This is a genomic window from Protofrankia sp. Cr2 (assembly GCF_963555885.1).
GTDB lineage: Bacteria > Actinomycetota > Actinomycetes > Frankiales > Frankiaceae > Protofrankia.
The window spans coordinates 56,488-72,431 of record NZ_CAUVXG010000002.1 but is presented as its reverse complement, the minus strand read 5'-3'; the positions used below and the strand labels follow the sequence as shown (position 1 = coordinate 72,431).

Below are 15,944 nucleotides of genomic sequence, written 5' to 3'. Positions count from 1 at the left end.
ATTGAAACCCGCCGCACTGGATGCGGAAGTCGACATCCTGCGCGTCCGTGATCATCCCTGGAGGGATTGAAACTAGCGCGGGTCGACCTCGTCAGCGTCGTCGTCGTGTCCGTGATCATCCCTGGAGGGATTGAAACGCCAGTTCGGCCCACATCTTCCCGCCAGTGATGAGGTCCGTGATCATCCCTGGAGGGATTGAAACACCGTGTACAGCTGCGGCGGGCCCCACTCCGCCTGGGTCCGTGATCATCCCTGGAGGGATTGAAACACCCCGGGAACCATGTCCCCGACTGTGGCGGACACGTCCGTGATCATCCCTGGAGGGATTGAAACTAGTCGTAGACGATCGCCTGTCGAGTGGTCGAGGTCCGTGATCATCCCTGGAGGGATTGAAACTGGTCCGCCCCGACCAGGTCGGAGCGGAAACCGATGTCCGTGATCATCCCTGGAGGGATTGAAACGCGCGAGGCCCCACCGGACCCACATACCGCTCGCTGTCCGTGATCATCCCTGGAGGGATTGAAACTCACCCGTGGCGTCCAACAGCCGCACTGCCGCGGGTCCGTGATCATCCCTGGAGGGATTGAAACCTGAGATGCGACTCGCGCGAGCGGGCAAGTACGAGCGTCCGTGATCATCCCTGGAGGGATTGAAACCCGGGCGCCAGCTCCACACTGACGCCTGTTGCCGGTCCGTGATCATCCCTGGAGGGATTGAAACTGGTCTCGTACGGCTGCCCGGTCCTGTCTCGTCACAGTCCGTGATCATCCCTGGAGGGATTGAAACTTGTAAAGTACATCAGCGTAAATCTCATATACATGAGTCCGTGATCATCCCTGGAGGGATTGAAACTCACGTCTCGGGCAAGACGCGCGCGTTGGTCGTGGCGAGTCCGTGATCATCCCTGGAGGGATTGAAACCGCAGCTGCGCGAGCAGGACCCGGACATCCACTGTGGGTCCGTGATCATCCCTGGAGGGATTGAAACTGGTTCAGCGTGTACGTAGACGTAGCACCGACCCGGGTCCGTGATCATCCCTGGAGGGATTGAAACCGGCCGGGAGTGTGTGGAGCGACTGGGGCGACGAGTCCGTGATCATCCCTGGAGGGATTGAAACAAGCTGTTTGGTGCTTGTTTGGCGCCCTGACCTGCAGTCCGTGATCATCCCTGGAGGGATTGAAACGTTGTGGTCGAGCCAGGCTGCGACGTCCCGTCGGTGGTCCGTGATCATCCCTGGAGGGATTGAAACGCGCGGATGTCCGGAGCAAGTGCGGCAAGGGCGCGGTCCGTGATCATCCCTGGAGGGATTGAAACGGTGGGGTAAACCGCGGGTGGGTCAGCCGCGCGGGTCCGTGATCATCCCTGGAGGGATTGAAACAGCCTGCCACGCGGTCAGGATTCCGGCCGCGGCAGTAAGTCCGTGATCATCCCTGGAGGGATTGAAACATCTTCGTCACAATTTCACGAAGTATGCTTTCTTTCGTCCGTGATCATCCCTGGAGGGATTGAAACTGGGTCCTAGCGCCCCCTCCGGGCCTTCTGGCCCGTCCGTGATCATCCCTGGAGGGATTGAAACGCGAGGCGCCCGATGCGACTCGGCGGCTACGCGTAGTGGTCCGTGATCATCCCTGGAGGGATTGAAACTCTTGTAGGGACAGCACGGCCAGGTGTGCCGACTCGTCCGTGATCATCCCTGGAGGGATTGAAACATGGCCACTCCCAGTTCGTTAACCATCTTCAGCCTTCCGTCCGTGATCATCCCTGGAGGGATTGAAACCACGTACTCACACTGGCGTACACGCTCGTGACGTGTCCGTGATCATCCCTGGAGGGATTGAAACGGCAAAGCTTCGCTCCACCCTGAAAGGTCGCATTTGTCCGTGATCATCCCTGGAGGGATTGAAACCCGTGTCAAACCACGGATAGCTACGCTGCGATACCCAGTCCGTGATCATCCCTGGAGGGATTGAAACGGTCCCGTCCCTCTGCTGTAGGGGTGTGGATCAAGTCCGTGATCATCCCTGGAGGGATTGAAACAGCAGGAGCTGGACGACCTCCCGCGGTCCCACCCCGGGTCCGTGATCATCCCTGGAGGGATTGAAACCCGGTACCCGCCGGGTTGTGCGCGGCAGGGTCACCAGTCCGTGATCATCCCTGGAGGGATTGAAACGCGTGCGCTGGTTGAGTCCGTCCAGGACGGTCCGGTCCGTGATCATCCCTGGAGGGATTGAAACCGGGGTATACAGACGGATCCAGTCCGAGAAGAGGCGGTCCGTGATCATCCCTGGAGGGATTGAAACGGCAGTCGCGCCACCTGAGCATCTACTCCAGCTAGTCCGTGATCATCCCTGGAGGGATTGAAACGTCGGCGATATCGTCCATTGAGCTCTCCTGGCGGCTGGTCCGTGATCATCCCTGGAGGGATTGAAACCCCATGGCCAGGCCGCTTGCTTCGTGAATCATGAGTCCGTGATCATCCCTGGAGGGATTGAAACGCGGTAGCTCACCCACACTCGCGCCCTGGCCGTCGTGTCCGTGATCATCCCTGGAGGGATTGAAACCCTGGCTCCTGGAGGCGAGTCCCTCGGCCGCGGCCGTGTCCGTGATCATCCCTGGAGGGATTGAAACCGATGACGGGCGAGTGCCTGCTGGACAGCGGCTGTGGTCCGTGATCATCCCTGGAGGGATTGAAACACGCCTGCCTCTTCGTCACGGTCAGACCGAGAAGTTCGTCCGTGATCATCCCTGGAGGGATTGAAACGTGTGCTGGGGGTAGGTGCTGTCCATCGCCTTACGTCCGTGATCATCCCTGGAGGGATTGAAACGGTACTAGTGCTGATACACCGTCAGGGGTGTACTGGTCCGTGATCATCCCTGGAGGGATTGAAACGCGATGCGACGGCGGGTCGAGCCACTGGCCAACCAGTCCGTGATCATCCCTGGAGGGATTGAAACATGACGGCGCGTCCGCGTGCGAGCCAGGCCTGCACGGAGGTCCGTGATCATCCCTGGAGGGATTGAAACCCAAGCCTCGAAGCGCAGGGCGACCAGGCCGCCGGTCCGTGATCATCCCTGGAGGGATTGAAACGCGAGTCCGCCGCGTATCAGACCGGTCACCGCACCTGGTCCGTGATCATCCCTGGAGGGATTGAAACTTGCCGAGCTCGCCCGTGACGCCGCCGACCAGATGGAGTCCGTGATCATCCCTGGAGGGATTGAAACCTTTTAGTCCAGACGACGTATTGATTCGTCACATGTCCGTGATCATCCCTGGAGGGATTGAAACACGCGAACCATCTCGATCGCGGCCGTACCGTTACCGGGTCCGTGATCATCCCTGGAGGGATTGAAACTGCCGGACGTGGCCGCACCCGTGGCGCGGACTGAGTCCGTGATCATCCCTGGAGGGATTGAAACAACGGATCGCCTGGTCCTGGCGGTCCGCGACCGGATGTCCGTGATCATCCCTGGAGGGATTGAAACAAGCGCCTTCGCCGCGGCGGTGTGGTCGCCACCGTGTCCGTGATCATCCCTGGAGGGATTGAAACGGTCTTGCGCGGAGTGCCGTAGCCCCGGCTGGCAGTCCGTGATCATCCCTGGAGGGATTGAAACCATCTTCTCGCGCGCGGCGGGCGTACCGGTGCCGTGGTCCGTGATCATCCCTGGAGGGATTGAAACCAGTAGCCCGCGGTTGTCCACGCGGATGTCCTCGGTCCGTGATCATCCCTGGAGGGATTGAAACATCAAAGCGTCAATGTTACTTTTCTCTTCCGGAGGTCCGTGATCATCCCTGGAGGGATTGAAACGTGGCTGCCCTGTAGTGGCCAGGGCCGATCTTCTGCCGTCCGTGATCATCCCTGGAGGGATTGAAACACGAAAATGGCGTTGCCGATGGCGGCCGCGCTCGTGTCCATGATCATCCCTGGAGGGATTGAAACCAGCCTGACAGCCACGTGTGCACGTCAGCTCCCCAGTCCGTGATCATCCCTGGAGGGATTGAAACTGCCTGGTCACAGCCGGTCTCCGAGACTCAGCCGGCGGGTCCGTGATCATCCCTGGAGGGATTGAAACCTGATGCGCTGGCCGCCCTGGCATGGGACACCCTGGTCCGTGATCATCCCTGGAGGGATTGAAACACGTCACGGGTGAGGGTAAACCGCCGGGACGGCCATAGTCCGTGATCATCCCTGGAGGGATTGAAACAAGAGCGCTGTTGGACGCCGTGGCCCGGGACTCCAGTCCGTGATCATCCCTGGAGGGATTGAAACTTAGTCGCCCTGTCGGCGTCCCGAATCCTTTCCAGGTCCGTGATCATCCCTGGAGGGATTGAAACGATGTGCACAGTCTGACGTCCGGAGCGGAGACGTGTCCGTGATCATCCCTGGAGGGATTGAAACAGGCACGGAATACCCGCCACGGCCGGGGCGGGCTGGTCCGTGATCATCCCTGGAGGGATTGAAACCGTCTCACGACCCGGGCGTGGATGTAGGGGAGTGGCGGTCCGTGATCATCCCTGGAGGGATTGAAACCCGGCACCCGCGCGGCGTCACTGCTGACGCTGGGGTCCGTGATCATCCCTGGAAGGATTGAAACACGTAGTAGGGGAAACGGAACCCTCTGATGGCAGAGTCCGTGATCATCCCTGGAGGGATTGAAACACCCGCGGTCCCGCTCTGGCCCTCGTCCTGCTCTGGTCCGTGATCATCCCTGGAGGGATTGAAACCTGTTGCCAAAGATCAGGCCATAGCCGACCTGCACGCGTCCGTGATCATCCCTGGAAGGATTGAAACGGCCGACGGCGGCGGGCAAGGTCCGGAAGTTCCTGTCCGTGATCATCCCTGGAGGGATTGAAACTAGTCCTGAGCCGCCAGCCAGGTCACGGACCACTGTCCGTGATCATCCCTGGAGGGATTGAAACGTGGTACGCAGGCAGTCAACTCGAAGATCGCCATCATGTCCGTGATCATCCCTGGAGGGATTGAAACTAGGTCCATGAAGCCCTGCGACTCACGTCATAGAGGTCTGTGATCATCCCTGGAGGGATTGAAACCTATACCGATCGGTCAGGCGCCTATCAGACCCAAAGTCCGTGATCATCCCTGGAGGGATTGAAACTGGGACTTGCAAATGTCCTGGTCAGGGGTTATGCCAGGTCCGTGATCATCCCTGGAGGGATTGAAACTTGTAACCGACGATTACCGCCGATCCACATTCCGGTCCGTGATCATCCCTGGAGGGATTGAAACAGGTAATATCTGCCACTGTGCCGGAAATCTGGCAAGATCCGTGATCATCTCTGGAGGGATTGAAACAGCGGTTGCGTGATGCCGGCCTCGCCGGCGTGGCCGCCCTGGTCCGTGATCATCCCTGGAGGGATTGAAACAGGTAATATCTGCCACTGTGCCGGAAATCTGGCAAGATCCGTGATCATCTCTGGAGGGATTGAAACTGGACCGTTGCTGAGCTACGGGATTGGCAGGCGCGTCCGTGATCATCCATGGAGGGATTGAAGGAGGTGCACGGGATTTCTTCAGACGGCGATCAGATATACCTGATCGCCGCAGAGCCTGGACATATCGTCGATGTCTGATGTCAGCATGGCGACCGGCCCGGGTTGCCGCCGTGCCACCTCGGCCACTGCGGCATCGATCGCGTATCTGTGACCGTGCAGATTTACTTTCTTGAGTAGTCGCGCGGAAGCCTTCGCGGTTTCCTTGGTGACCGGCTCGACCTTGATCCGCGAGAGTAGCCAGTCCAGCCGAGGGATGTTCACCCCTACGTGGCTGACTTCGATGATTGTGTTGGCGCTGATGACGAGGTCGGCATCCATCTCGCTGAAGATCTGGAGCATGGTGGCGACCTTGCGGTCCTGAGTGATCCAGGCGGACAGCCCCGCGCAGTCCAGGACAACCGTCTCGATGCGCCTGGTCACGCCGCCGTGTCTTCGGTGCTGCCGGTGGCGTCGCCGACCCTGGTCCGCGCCTCGGCCAGCTCCTCCTGCGTGAAGGCTCCGGATTCCTCCTGGTAGCGCTGAAGCTCGTCAACGAGTAGTCGATGCCGGATCTGGCGTGCGACAGCTGCGGCGACGTATCCGGAAACGTTGTCTGTGATTTTTTTCAGCTCGGCGACCTGGTCGCTGGGTAGCGTGATCGTGATGCGGGTGGTAGCGGACATGCGTGAATCATACCGTGGTATGCGCCAGTGGACCGCTGGAACGCTCGATGATCCAGAGGGGGCACTACTCGTCCTGGCCGTCAGGCTGCCGTCCACATGCAGCGGTAGGCGCGGTCGATGATCGGCGCGAGTTTGTCGTTAGGTACGCGGATCGAGCCGGAAAGCGTACATAGCAACAAACAACTGCCGATCTTGAATCGCGGCTACGGGCGGCCACAGGCCATCATCGGCAGTTATCCATAGATGCCGGTTATTCACCGATCTGGGTTGGATATGGCGCCAGGACGGCCATGCCCGGCACGATCCTGCAATGGTCGACTCCTGTCCCGCGCCGTCCCCGGCGGTGGTCGCCCCGCAACCGGTACAGGTGCGGGCCACGACCCGGTGCTCGACCACCCGGGGGCGCGGCGGGGGCGGGGGCACGTCGAAGACCTGGTGGCGGCGCACCCCGAACACCGGCGCGCCCGCCAGCGACGCCCCGCACCCCGCGCACGCCGGCGGGTCGTGGACCACGGTCTCGTCCGGGTCGCCGACCATCTTCCGGGTCTGGCCGGGGTCGTCGTGCTGCTTGCCTTTCGCCCGGCCCGACTGTCCCCGCGAGGACCGTTTCGGCGCGGCCTTGGTGTACGGGCTGTCCGACGACGGCGGCCGCGACGACGTGGAACTGTCCTTACCCGCCTGGCGTTCCCGCTCGGCGACCCGCCCGGCCAGCGCCTCGATCAACCCGGCCTGCCGGGTGATCAGGTCGGCCTGGGTGGCGACCGTGGCGTCCCGGTCCGCGAGGAGCGCCAAGAGCTGCTCGTACGTCGGCTGCCCGCTGGAGTCCACGCCTTGAACCTAGCGATCACGTCACACCGTGACGCGACCGCGGTGACGATCACCGCACACGGGACAGCGAACGCCCAGCCACCCCAGCTGAACAGCTACATATTTTCTGCGTCCGTGATCATCCCTGGAGGGATTGAAACACCGTCTTGTCATACCCGACGGCCGCCGGGCTGGTGTCCGTGATCATCCCTGGAGGGATTGAAACGTTTGGACGGGTGGGATGCGGCGGTGTCCGCGACGAGTCAGTGATCATCCCTGGAGGGATTGAAACGTCAGGACATGCTGACGGCCGCGCTCGCCGGCGCGTCAGTGATCATCCCTGGAGGGATTGAAACCCCGGCACGCGGCTGCCGCCGGGGCGGGGGCGGGGGCGGAGCCCACGGGAAAAGCCTCGTGACGACCGGCAGCTGCCAGGCAGGGTCGGGAGAGAGATTCAGACGCGAGAGGGGCTGCCAGGATCGCGCGGATTGTCCGCGGCAATGGTGCATACGGTAGAAGGACGGTCATAGGCAGACGGCGGGGGACGTGACGCGCTTACGCGCGCCGAGCCCTGATTCTCACGGTCCTCGAGCGGATGGAGGCGTCGGGCACGAACGCGACTGTGGGCGTCGGCGCCCTGGCGAAGGCGATCGCGGATGACTGGGCCAAGAAACTGGCAAACTGTGACAGACAGCAGAGAAGCCGGGCGCACCTACAGGGTGCCCGGCCTCTTCACGTCCAGAGTCAGATGCGGTTGCGGTCGAACTCCCCATCGCGGGCGCCAGCCAGGAAGGCATCCCACTCGGACGCCGTGAAGCGGAGCACCGGGCCGCCACGGTCCTTGGAGTCACGCACGGCCATGCCGCCGTCATCCAGGGGCGCAGCCTCCACGCAGTCGCCACCGTGGCCGTTGCTGTGACTGCTCTTGCGCCAGCGAAGCTGGCCGTCATCCTGCGGGTTCATCCTCTATGCCTTCCATCGCGCGAGCGATCAAGAGTTGCGATGTCAACTCATCGTAGGCCGACGCTCGGAGCCTATCCATCTTCTCTCGGTACAGAGCGACATCCCCCGGGCGATCAAGATAGAGACTCCCGGTGGCCTGGTCGATGTAGACGATCTCCGGGAGGTTGTCGGCATCGGAGAAGCCGAGCAAGGTGAAGGGACTGTCCATCCCGGCATGGGCGCCGCCGGTGAAAGGTACCACCTGGATCGTGACGTTCGGTCGCGTCGACACTCTGCGTAGATGGTCGAGCTGTGCCCGCATCACCGTCGGCCCGCCAACGACACGACGGATTACCGCTTCGTCAATCACCACCCAGAGGTCCGGAACCGGATCGGTGCTCAACACGGCCTGACGGCCGAGCCGAAGCTCTATGGCGCGCTCGACATCGGGATTGGGAGGCTGCCGCGGGGCGGCTCGCATCACCGCGCGGGCGTAGTCGGCCGTCTGGAGCAGCCCGGGGACCAACAGCGCCTCAAACTTCGCTATCGAACTGGCCTCGGCTTCGAGCCCGACGTAGACCTCGAACCAGCGGGGCACGACGTCACCGTAAGTGTGCCACCAGCCGGCACGCCTCGTCTCCTTCGTGAGGGCAAGCAGCGCCTGTCGCTGCTCGGGGTCGTCGACCTGGTACAGGTCAAGAAGATCGCCGACGTCGTCGCCCCGTATCGGGACGCGGCCGTTCTCCATCCGGCTGACCTTCGAGAGGCTGCAACCGAGCTGCCGTGCCGCGTCGTCGATTCCCTTCCCCGCGGCCTCGCGAAGCCTTCGCAGTTCAGCTCCGAGGCGCCGGCGCCTGATCGTCGGACCGCCCTGTACCGCCACGTGCCCGCCGTTCTCCGCGTCGGAGCTGCTGTCACAGTCCGGCACGGTACGCCATGTCTCCGACGATGCGGAGACATGGGACTACAAATACTTGCGTAGAAGCACTTGCATGGATGCATGTGTGGGGGCACCATCACTCTCGGAGGGCACCTTGGTGCGCAGCGGCTCACCGCCCACACGGATCGCTTCCAGTCAGGGCGCCTTCCCCCAGATCGGCTGCCCTCATCGGATGACCACCGAAAGGCCAGGCCCGGTGGGGACAGCCACAGTGCACGCGTGACGAGGTGGTGGAACGGGTGAATGGAGAACCATCAGTGATCTACTTCGTTGTACGACTGGCGGATCGTCCGGCCTGGCGGGTTGAAGCCTTCGTCGAGACTCCGACGACGGCGAGGCAGCACGGCATTGATCAGGACTGGCTGCCGTTCGTCGCCGCACCCATGCAGCCCGACATCCCGACCCAGCGTCCGGGGCTGAGTGTTCTGTGAACCTCGCGGATCGGGTCGAGCATCATCTGACGACTTGGCTGAGGCGGGACATCGTCAGAGCGCAGACGCCGAACGATCATCCAGATCTGAGCTTCACGGAGATTGCCTGGATGCTGGCTGTCTTCATCACGGTCCGTACCGAGGACCCCCCGAAAGATCTTCGTCCGGACCAGTGCGCCGCGCATGCGGCGGGTCAAGCGGCCATGCGCAACAGAATGCTTGCCGCCGTTCACGCCAAACTCAGCGAGTTACGAACATCCACATCGTCTGTCGATGAACCAGCTGTGAGGAGAGCGTTATGACGACCGCCACGTTGTCGGCGACCGTAGCCCCACGGTTTCTGTGGCTAGAGATCACCGGCCGTTGCCAGCTAACCTGTGTGCACTGCTCGGCCGAGTCGTCGCCGCTCGGGCGCCACGGAACGATGACGATCGCAGACTGGCAACGTGTGATTGACAGCGCCGTGGAGCAGGGCGTGGACATGGTGCAGTTCATCGGCGGCGAACCAACTATTCACCCGGGCTTTGCGCAGCTAGTGAGCTATGCGCTGACGGGCGGTCTTCAGGTCGAGGTGTACACGAACCTCCTGAATGTTCCGGCGCGGCTGTGGGAGATATTCAGTCAGCCGGGCGTGCGGCTGGCTACCAGCTACTACAGTGATGACCCGGTCCAGCATGATGCGGTTACTACTCGACGGGGAAGTCATAGGCGGACGCGTACGAATATCAGTGAAGCGGTACGCAGGGGGATACCGCTACGGGTGGGCATCATCGGCATTGCCGACGGCCAGCGGGTCGCGGAGGCGCAAGCGGAGCTGACCGCCATGGGAGTGGCTGATGTCGGTTACGACCGGATGCGCGCCTTCGGCCGCGGAGCTGCCGCGACCGACGAGACCGACACCTGCGGGCACTGCGGCCACGGCGCGGCGGCTATCGGTCCCGATGGGGTGGTATCGCCGTGTGTGTTCACCCGGCATGTTGTGGCCGGTAACGTGAAACGGACACCGCTGGCCGCGGTGGTCGCTGGAGATGTCTTCCAGGAAGAGGTGGCACGACTGGACGCAATCCGGCGTGATCAGGAGATCACTGCATGCTCGCCGCCCGAGGTACGATGCGGACCCAAGTCGAGCTGCCAGCCGTCATGCACGCCCTCATGTAGTCCCATGAGGTCGAGTTGCAAGCCCAAGAACGAGAAGTAGGTCGTGCGGTGGGATCGCGGTGGCTGCCTGTCCGCGTCGACGATTACGACGGGTGGCTGAGTTGTCTTTTCGTTGAGGGAGCCAAGCGGCTGGGGGCGGCACCGTGCGGTGAACCCACGCCCAGCGCATCGGGCGACAATATCGGTGGCCCGGTGCTCCACAACGGTGAGCAGGTGTGGCTGAGGGTCGCGCCGTACAACGAGAGCGCGATGGACATGGGCGCCTGGACCGGTACCCGTGATGCGGGCCGGTTGACCGGCATCCGCAAGCCTCTGTTGATCGACAGTACAGAGTGGGCACACATGAACCCAGTACCGATTCCGGTGTGGGCCGGGTTGATGACTCTTGTCACCGATGAAGTCGCCACCCCAGGTGACCAGTATCTAGCAGAGCCGATCACGCTGTCTTCGGAGTGGCTGCATGATCTGCGTGCCTCGCTGGAGGCCCTGGCGGCCCATCCGACGGGGCGGGTTTTCTGGGCTCATAGCGCTGAGCGGTACGGGTACCTCCTGCACGCCGTCTACGGTCGTCCGCTCCCGGCGGAAATTGAACCGGCATGGGGGCGAACCGAGCATCTTGACCTGCACTGGGGCAACGTAACGGTGCCGTCCCTGACGATCATTGACTGGGAGCACTGGGGGGCTGGCGTCGCCGGCTACGGGGCTGCGCGTCTCTACTGCACCGCGCTTTCTGTCCCGGCGGTGGCCAACCAACTGTACGGCGCCTTCGCGGATGTGTTGGACAGCCCATCCGGCCGATACGCACAGTTGGTCGCGGCAGCGGACATTTTGATCAACGTAGCCTACTATGAAGATTCCGTTGATCTCTGCCCTGCTCTGCACGACCTGGCCAGAAAGATCATGGGTTAGCGCCTGGTAGGGAGTCCCGGATGGAGTCGGCGGCATGAGGTCCGTGGCAGGCCTTGGTTACTGTCCCGCAGGCGTGACCTGTCAGCGGTGGTGGGGTGAACACCTGCCGACACGGGTGCGGGATGATGTTCGGGTGCAATCGCCGGATGCCTCCGGGCGCTACCAGCCGCTCGCCACGCCGACGCCGGTGAACTCCAGGCCGGAGCAGGCTCGCTGGGCCGACACGATGAAGGAGGCGCTCGGCCATAGAAGAATGAGCCTGCCGGCGTTGACTGCCGCGGTCGCCGGACAGTTGGGCTTGGCGCCCACTACCGACAAGATCCGTCGTTGGTTGGCGAACGACACGGCTGTGGACCCACATGCCATTCCCGTGCTCGCCCGTGCGGTAGGGGTCCACTCTTTGGAGATGCTGGCAGCATTCGGGCTGGTCGAGGATTCGCTCGCCGGCATGGCGAGACGCCTCGCAGCGACTGAACAACGGGTTCGCAGACAGCGTGCCTTGCTGCAGCGTCAGGACCGGGATGTCGGCGGAGCGCTGTTCGCCGAGTTGGCGCTTCGACAGGGTAACTGGGCGGTGACAGTCGTGCCGCACTGGCGGGGTCGGAGCTGCCGTTACCACGTTGGCGACTACGTCCTGTTGGAACGTCGGGACGGCATCGCCACCCGCGCCGACGCGGAGCGGGTGTTCGCCGAGGCATTCGAGCGAACCGGTGCAACCTGGGACGACGTCCCGTTCGCCACGGAGCCCGTGCCGCGATGGCCGGCGGGTCGGCTTTTCGTGCCACGGCTTGCCGCGCCGCGGGCGGCGGAACCGCACGCGGGCGACGTCCCCGGTGTTCACGGCATCGTTCTCACCGGACCCATGTGGGCTGGGATGTACACGGTGGCCGCGCTGGTATCCGCCGCACTCGGCTGGGGTCTTGACAGCTTTGCCCTGCTGGCTCGTTCGTTGTCCAGCGGTGGGCAGCTCGACAAGCGGCTGGCCGACGAGTTGATGCGGGACGCGCTGGCACGACCGGACGGCAGTCCACATCAGGTGTGGGCACACGTGCTCACCCAGGAGCCCGCGCCCATGACGCCGGCCGCCCGACTACTGGGCTCGCCGCCCGAGGACGTGCGGGTCGTGCTTCTTGTTCCCGATGACGACATGCTTGGCGTCGTCGCGGACCTCGGCGGGAAGCCCTGTGCACAGGCGCGGATCTTCACGGCCGGATGGCGAGCCCTGCTGCCCGAAGGACCGCGAATCTGGCAGGTGCCGGTGTCCGCTCCGGTCGGCCGCGACGGGACGCCGCTGGCACCGACCGAAACCGAATTCCTCGATGCGTATCACGACACGTCGGTGACCGCAGCGCTGCGGGTACTCGCGATGCTGGCCGCACCCCGCCGGTTGGCTGACATCGTTCCGATGCGGGCACGGGGCAACGCCTTTGCCGCGCTGGCTGCGACCTACTCCGCCGCGGCACCCGACTGCCCGATCGGCTTGGGCACCTTGGCGAACTTCAGCACTTCGTCGCGTAGCCGGACGAGCTCCATTATCAAGGCGTCTCGATCTTCCAATATCAGCGACGGGTAACGATCGGCGAGTGCTTTCGTCAACTCGGCGTCTGCCTTGTCCAACAGTGTAGCGACGTCAGCGGGTTCCGGAACTCTGATTGGCCTGGTCTTCTCATCCTGCGTGGCTTTGTCGACGAAGCCATGCGAGAGCGGATGGCGGTTTCGCCACTTGTTCAGCTCACGGCACGCTCCCTGGCCGCTACGGACCGCTGTCCACGGTGCGAGATAGTACCAAGTGTCAGGCTCCGGCATTATCGGAGACATTGTATTTGATTCGGCGGGAACCCACTCCTCGTTCGGGATGAGCACGAATTCACCTAATTCATGCACTGTCGCATTCTTGGTATCACTGGGCATGCGGAACGTGTGCTCGAGCATGGCAATGGCGAGGAAGACGGCGTCCCATGGGTTGGAGTCGACGATCTGGCGACACAGTCCGAGCCGGGCGCGGGCAAACGCCACCTCAGCCGCAGAAGTCTGATCATCAGTACTCGACGGCGGGACGCCGAAGGCCTTGCACTGAAGGTTGACGACCTCGACGGCGAGGGCTTGAAGCGTGCGGGAGCCGCGTTCGAGCAGATGCCCGGCCAGCGTGATGTCGAGCCTGGTCAGCGCTTCGGCAGCGAGATGGGCGAGGGCGCTGTCAAGGCCGAGGACCGCGAACGGTCTGGTTTTCTCGGCCGTTATCCGGGTCGTCTCGATGACGGGTCCGTCAGGGCCATGGTCACCCTCCGCTACCAGCAGCGTCAGCGGTACCGCGGCGTGCAGCGACCATTCGATCCCTGCGAGGATCGCCGCTACCACCAGCGCCTTGCGTCCGATCGGCAGCAGTACGGCGACCTCGTCCGCCACCACCGCGCGCGGGTCCGCCAACAGTGCGCCAACCAGCTGATCGCGGCACTGCTCGACATTGTCCGGTCGCAGCTTGGGGTCGATGACCGTCACCGGAATGCGTTCCACGCCTTCGCGGGTGGCCGTCACCCTGGCCATCCCGGTGACGAACTCGAACGAAAGCACCTGCCCAGCGCCGAGTGCCTCGAAGATGCGGTCGAGCAGGAACTGATCGTCGATCTCGCCCTGGTCGGGTGTGGTGGACCGGCTCAATGCCCGTAGAACGACGACCGTCCGTTCGGTCAGTGGTGGGGGAGCGACCGGCCAGTCCGGGAATTCCTGGAGTACGCGGTCCTTGGCCCGCCGAGTGGTTGCCCATTCGTTCTGCATGGTGCGGATGACAGGATGTGTAGGTACTGGTTTGTGCATGCCGTGGCTGAGCCGTACAATATCTTTACGCCATTCCTTGATCTTCGGATCTTTCGGATCGAGTAGCGGACGTACCAGCTGCTTGTTTTCCGGAATGGCGGCGTGTTTCGCCAGGGAGAGCCAGGTGCGGGCGGTAGCGCCGTCGGTAATCTCCCCGCGGGCGAGCCCTTCGGCGAACGCGGCCTGTACCGCCTCAGCAAGGATCGCCTGAACAGCGTCCGTCACTTTCCATGCGCCGTTTTCCTTCAGCTGATCGGCGAGTAGCGCGGATACATCTACACGCTGCCGCTGGGCCAGCTTCTGCCAGTGCTCATCACCCGGGGACAGCGTCGGTGGCACCTCCAACGGCGGATCACTGCTGGCGAGCGGCTCGTAGTAGCGATGCCGTACCAGCCATCGCGCCGGCGCCGTGTTCAACCCACGCGGAACCAGCGAAATCCGGCGCCCGACTCCGTTCGCCGCCCACAATGTCAGGTCGTGGCCCCGTAGCAGCAGCTCGAACATCACCCCTAGCAGAACACCCGTCGCACCGCCGCCGAGCGGCAGTTCCCATTGGGTCTCCTTGCCGATCGCGTTGGCAGCGTTGTCGACAAAGGTTTCCAGCCCATGTCTGGCGTCCGCGATGCTGGGCAGCGGGATCTGCTCGACGGTGGTTGCCGGCACCCGCTGCCGGACGAAGGGGAGGATCACCTCGGCCAGATCCTGGGTTGCCGGCTGCACCCTCGGATCGTCGTGCTGCTTTGTCGCGATGAGGATCAGTTTGTCAACCGGATGATCATCCAACTTTTTGATCTTCCGAAGAAACCAGTCGATCGGTGTACCGGCGAGTTCATCAGCGAGAGCGGAGGGCTCAAGGCCGGTGAGTTCCGTAATCCGCGTGGCCGTCTCGGCGAGTGTCGGCTCGTGCATGCCGAGGTCGGAGGCTCCGACGACGTGCACAGCGATGCGGTTCACAGCCTGTCCTTCGTTGCGGCGGTCATCTTCTTTGTCGGTACGGGCATAGGTGCCCTTGCACGCGTGCGGTCCTCCCACAACCCCGGTGCCGTCGTGTACCGGTGTCGGTGCCGCCGGATAGGGTGCCCGTCGACGAGCTCGACGGCGCTGAACGGGACAGTTGCACGCGGTTTGGCCGCCAGCGGCCCCGCGATGTACCGCTGGTACCGGCGCGGGTCTTCCTCACGCAGCACGCCGACGATGCGGGCGACCCACCTGGCCATATCCGGAAGCGGCAACCCGTGGCGTTCCGCCCACACCTGCAACGGCCAGCCGGGATCGCCGGTGGCTTGGCCGTCACTGCCGAGCCAGGTGAGGACGTGTACGAGCAGCGCCCGATCCGCCGGGTCAGGGAACAACCGATTTGCCCAGTCGGCGTCGGCGACCCGCTCCGGCCGTTGCGGCAACCCGAGATCCTTCCGCCGATGGCGGTGCATCTCGCCCAGTACAGCGGCGGCTGTGCGTGCGGTGTACAGGGATAGTCTCGCATCCACGCTGGCCCCACCGCGGTCGTCACACGGCCGGGCGTGGTCGGGTGAACGTTCAAGCCAGCCGGCGGTCGTGACCTTCGCCACGACGGCGGCCAGCACCTCTTCGGCATCGTCGAAGCAGCCGCGGTCGCAACAGGCGAGCACCGTCCGCCATGGGTCGGGGCTTACGGACTTGCCCCGCGCAGACGGGCAGGGACGACCGCCGTGCCACAGCGACGCCCGCGCCATCGTGGCGTTCACCGCCCTCGTGCAGGTCACGAACACCTGCTCGACCCAGCTCGGCTC

The 15,944-nt window shown here is 63.4% G+C and carries 10 protein-coding genes and 1 CRISPR repeat array; of the genes, 3 read left to right on the top strand and 7 right to left on the bottom strand.

The genetic code is table 11. The features are described 5' to 3' along the window. Nucleotides 1–43 precede the first annotated feature (43 nt). Nucleotides 44–5,513: a CRISPR direct-repeat array (repeat unit 30 nt; unit sequence GTCCGTGATCATCCCTGGAGGGATTGAAAC). A 17-nt stretch (nt 5,514–5,530) separates the two neighbouring features. The 5 genes from U9978_RS01855 to U9978_RS01835 form a co-directional block, all read right to left on the bottom strand. Further along, the gene (locus tag U9978_RS01855) at nt 5,531–5,932 is read right to left on the bottom strand and encodes a PIN domain-containing protein (RefSeq protein ID WP_416210819.1); all 402 of its coding nucleotides are present in this window, start codon (nt 5,930–5,932) and stop codon (nt 5,531–5,533) included. Then, complete coding sequence (locus U9978_RS01850; protein ID WP_322759272.1) at nt 5,929–6,174, bottom strand: hypothetical protein; 246 nt, start codon at nt 6,172–6,174, stop codon at nt 5,929–5,931. The genes U9978_RS01855 and U9978_RS01850 overlap by 4 nt, the downstream gene beginning before the upstream one ends. Nucleotides 6,175–6,312: 138 nt before the next feature. Next, nucleotides 6,313–7,002, bottom strand: coding sequence for a DUF6444 domain-containing protein (locus U9978_RS01845; RefSeq protein ID WP_322759271.1), 690 nt, complete (start codon nt 7,000–7,002; stop codon nt 6,313–6,315). A gap of 723 nt (nt 7,003–7,725) precedes the next feature. Next, nucleotides 7,726–7,944: a DUF397 domain-containing protein gene (locus tag U9978_RS01840; protein ID WP_322759270.1), complete on the bottom strand. Its 219-nt coding sequence runs from the start codon at nt 7,942–7,944 to the stop codon at nt 7,726–7,728. After that, nucleotides 7,928–8,851 carry a helix-turn-helix transcriptional regulator gene (locus tag U9978_RS01835; protein ID WP_322759269.1) on the bottom strand — a complete coding sequence of 308 codons (924 nt, stop codon included), beginning with the start codon at nt 8,849–8,851 and terminating at the stop codon, nt 7,928–7,930. The genes U9978_RS01840 and U9978_RS01835 overlap by 17 nt, the downstream gene beginning before the upstream one ends. Nucleotides 8,852–9,120: 269 nt before the next feature. Here U9978_RS01835 and U9978_RS01830 point away from each other — a divergent pair, with 269 nt between their 5' ends. From U9978_RS01830 to U9978_RS01820, 3 genes are all read left to right on the top strand, one after another. Continuing rightward, nucleotides 9,121–9,294, top strand: a complete 174-nt coding sequence (locus U9978_RS01830; RefSeq protein ID WP_322759268.1) for a hypothetical protein — start codon at nt 9,121–9,123, stop codon at nt 9,292–9,294. Nucleotides 9,295–9,592: 298 nt separating this feature from the next. After that, nucleotides 9,593–10,492 (top strand): radical SAM protein, encoded by a 900-nt coding sequence (locus tag U9978_RS01825; protein ID WP_322759267.1) that lies wholly within the window; start codon nt 9,593–9,595, stop codon nt 10,490–10,492. A gap of 152 nt (nt 10,493–10,644) precedes the next feature. Then, nucleotides 10,645–11,361, top strand: a complete 717-nt coding sequence (locus U9978_RS01820) for a hypothetical protein (protein ID WP_322759266.1) — start codon at nt 10,645–10,647, stop codon at nt 11,359–11,361. Between the two features lie 1,446 nt (nt 11,362–12,807). Here U9978_RS01820 and U9978_RS01815 read toward each other — a convergent pair. Beyond that, entirely contained in the window at nt 12,808–15,129 is a 2,322-nt protein-coding gene (locus U9978_RS01815) for a hypothetical protein (RefSeq protein ID WP_322759265.1), read from the bottom strand. Continuing rightward, entirely contained in the window at nt 15,126–15,917 is a 792-nt protein-coding gene (locus U9978_RS01810) for a hypothetical protein (RefSeq protein WP_322759264.1), read from the bottom strand. The genes U9978_RS01815 and U9978_RS01810 overlap by 4 nt, the downstream gene beginning before the upstream one ends. Nucleotides 15,918–15,944 lie beyond the last annotated feature (27 nt).

What these genes read in the sequence shown, in the direction of transcription:
- U9978_RS01850 (WP_322759272.1), bottom strand. Translation starts at nt 6,174, where the DNA reads ATGTCCGCTACCACCCGCATCACGATCACGCTACCCAGCGACCAGGTC.
- U9978_RS01840 (WP_322759270.1), bottom strand. Translation starts at nt 7,944, where the DNA reads ATGAACCCGCAGGATGACGGCCAGCTTCGCTGGCGCAAGAGCAGTCAC.
- U9978_RS01825 (WP_322759267.1), top strand. Translation starts at nt 9,593, where the DNA reads ATGACGACCGCCACGTTGTCGGCGACCGTAGCCCCACGGTTTCTGTGG.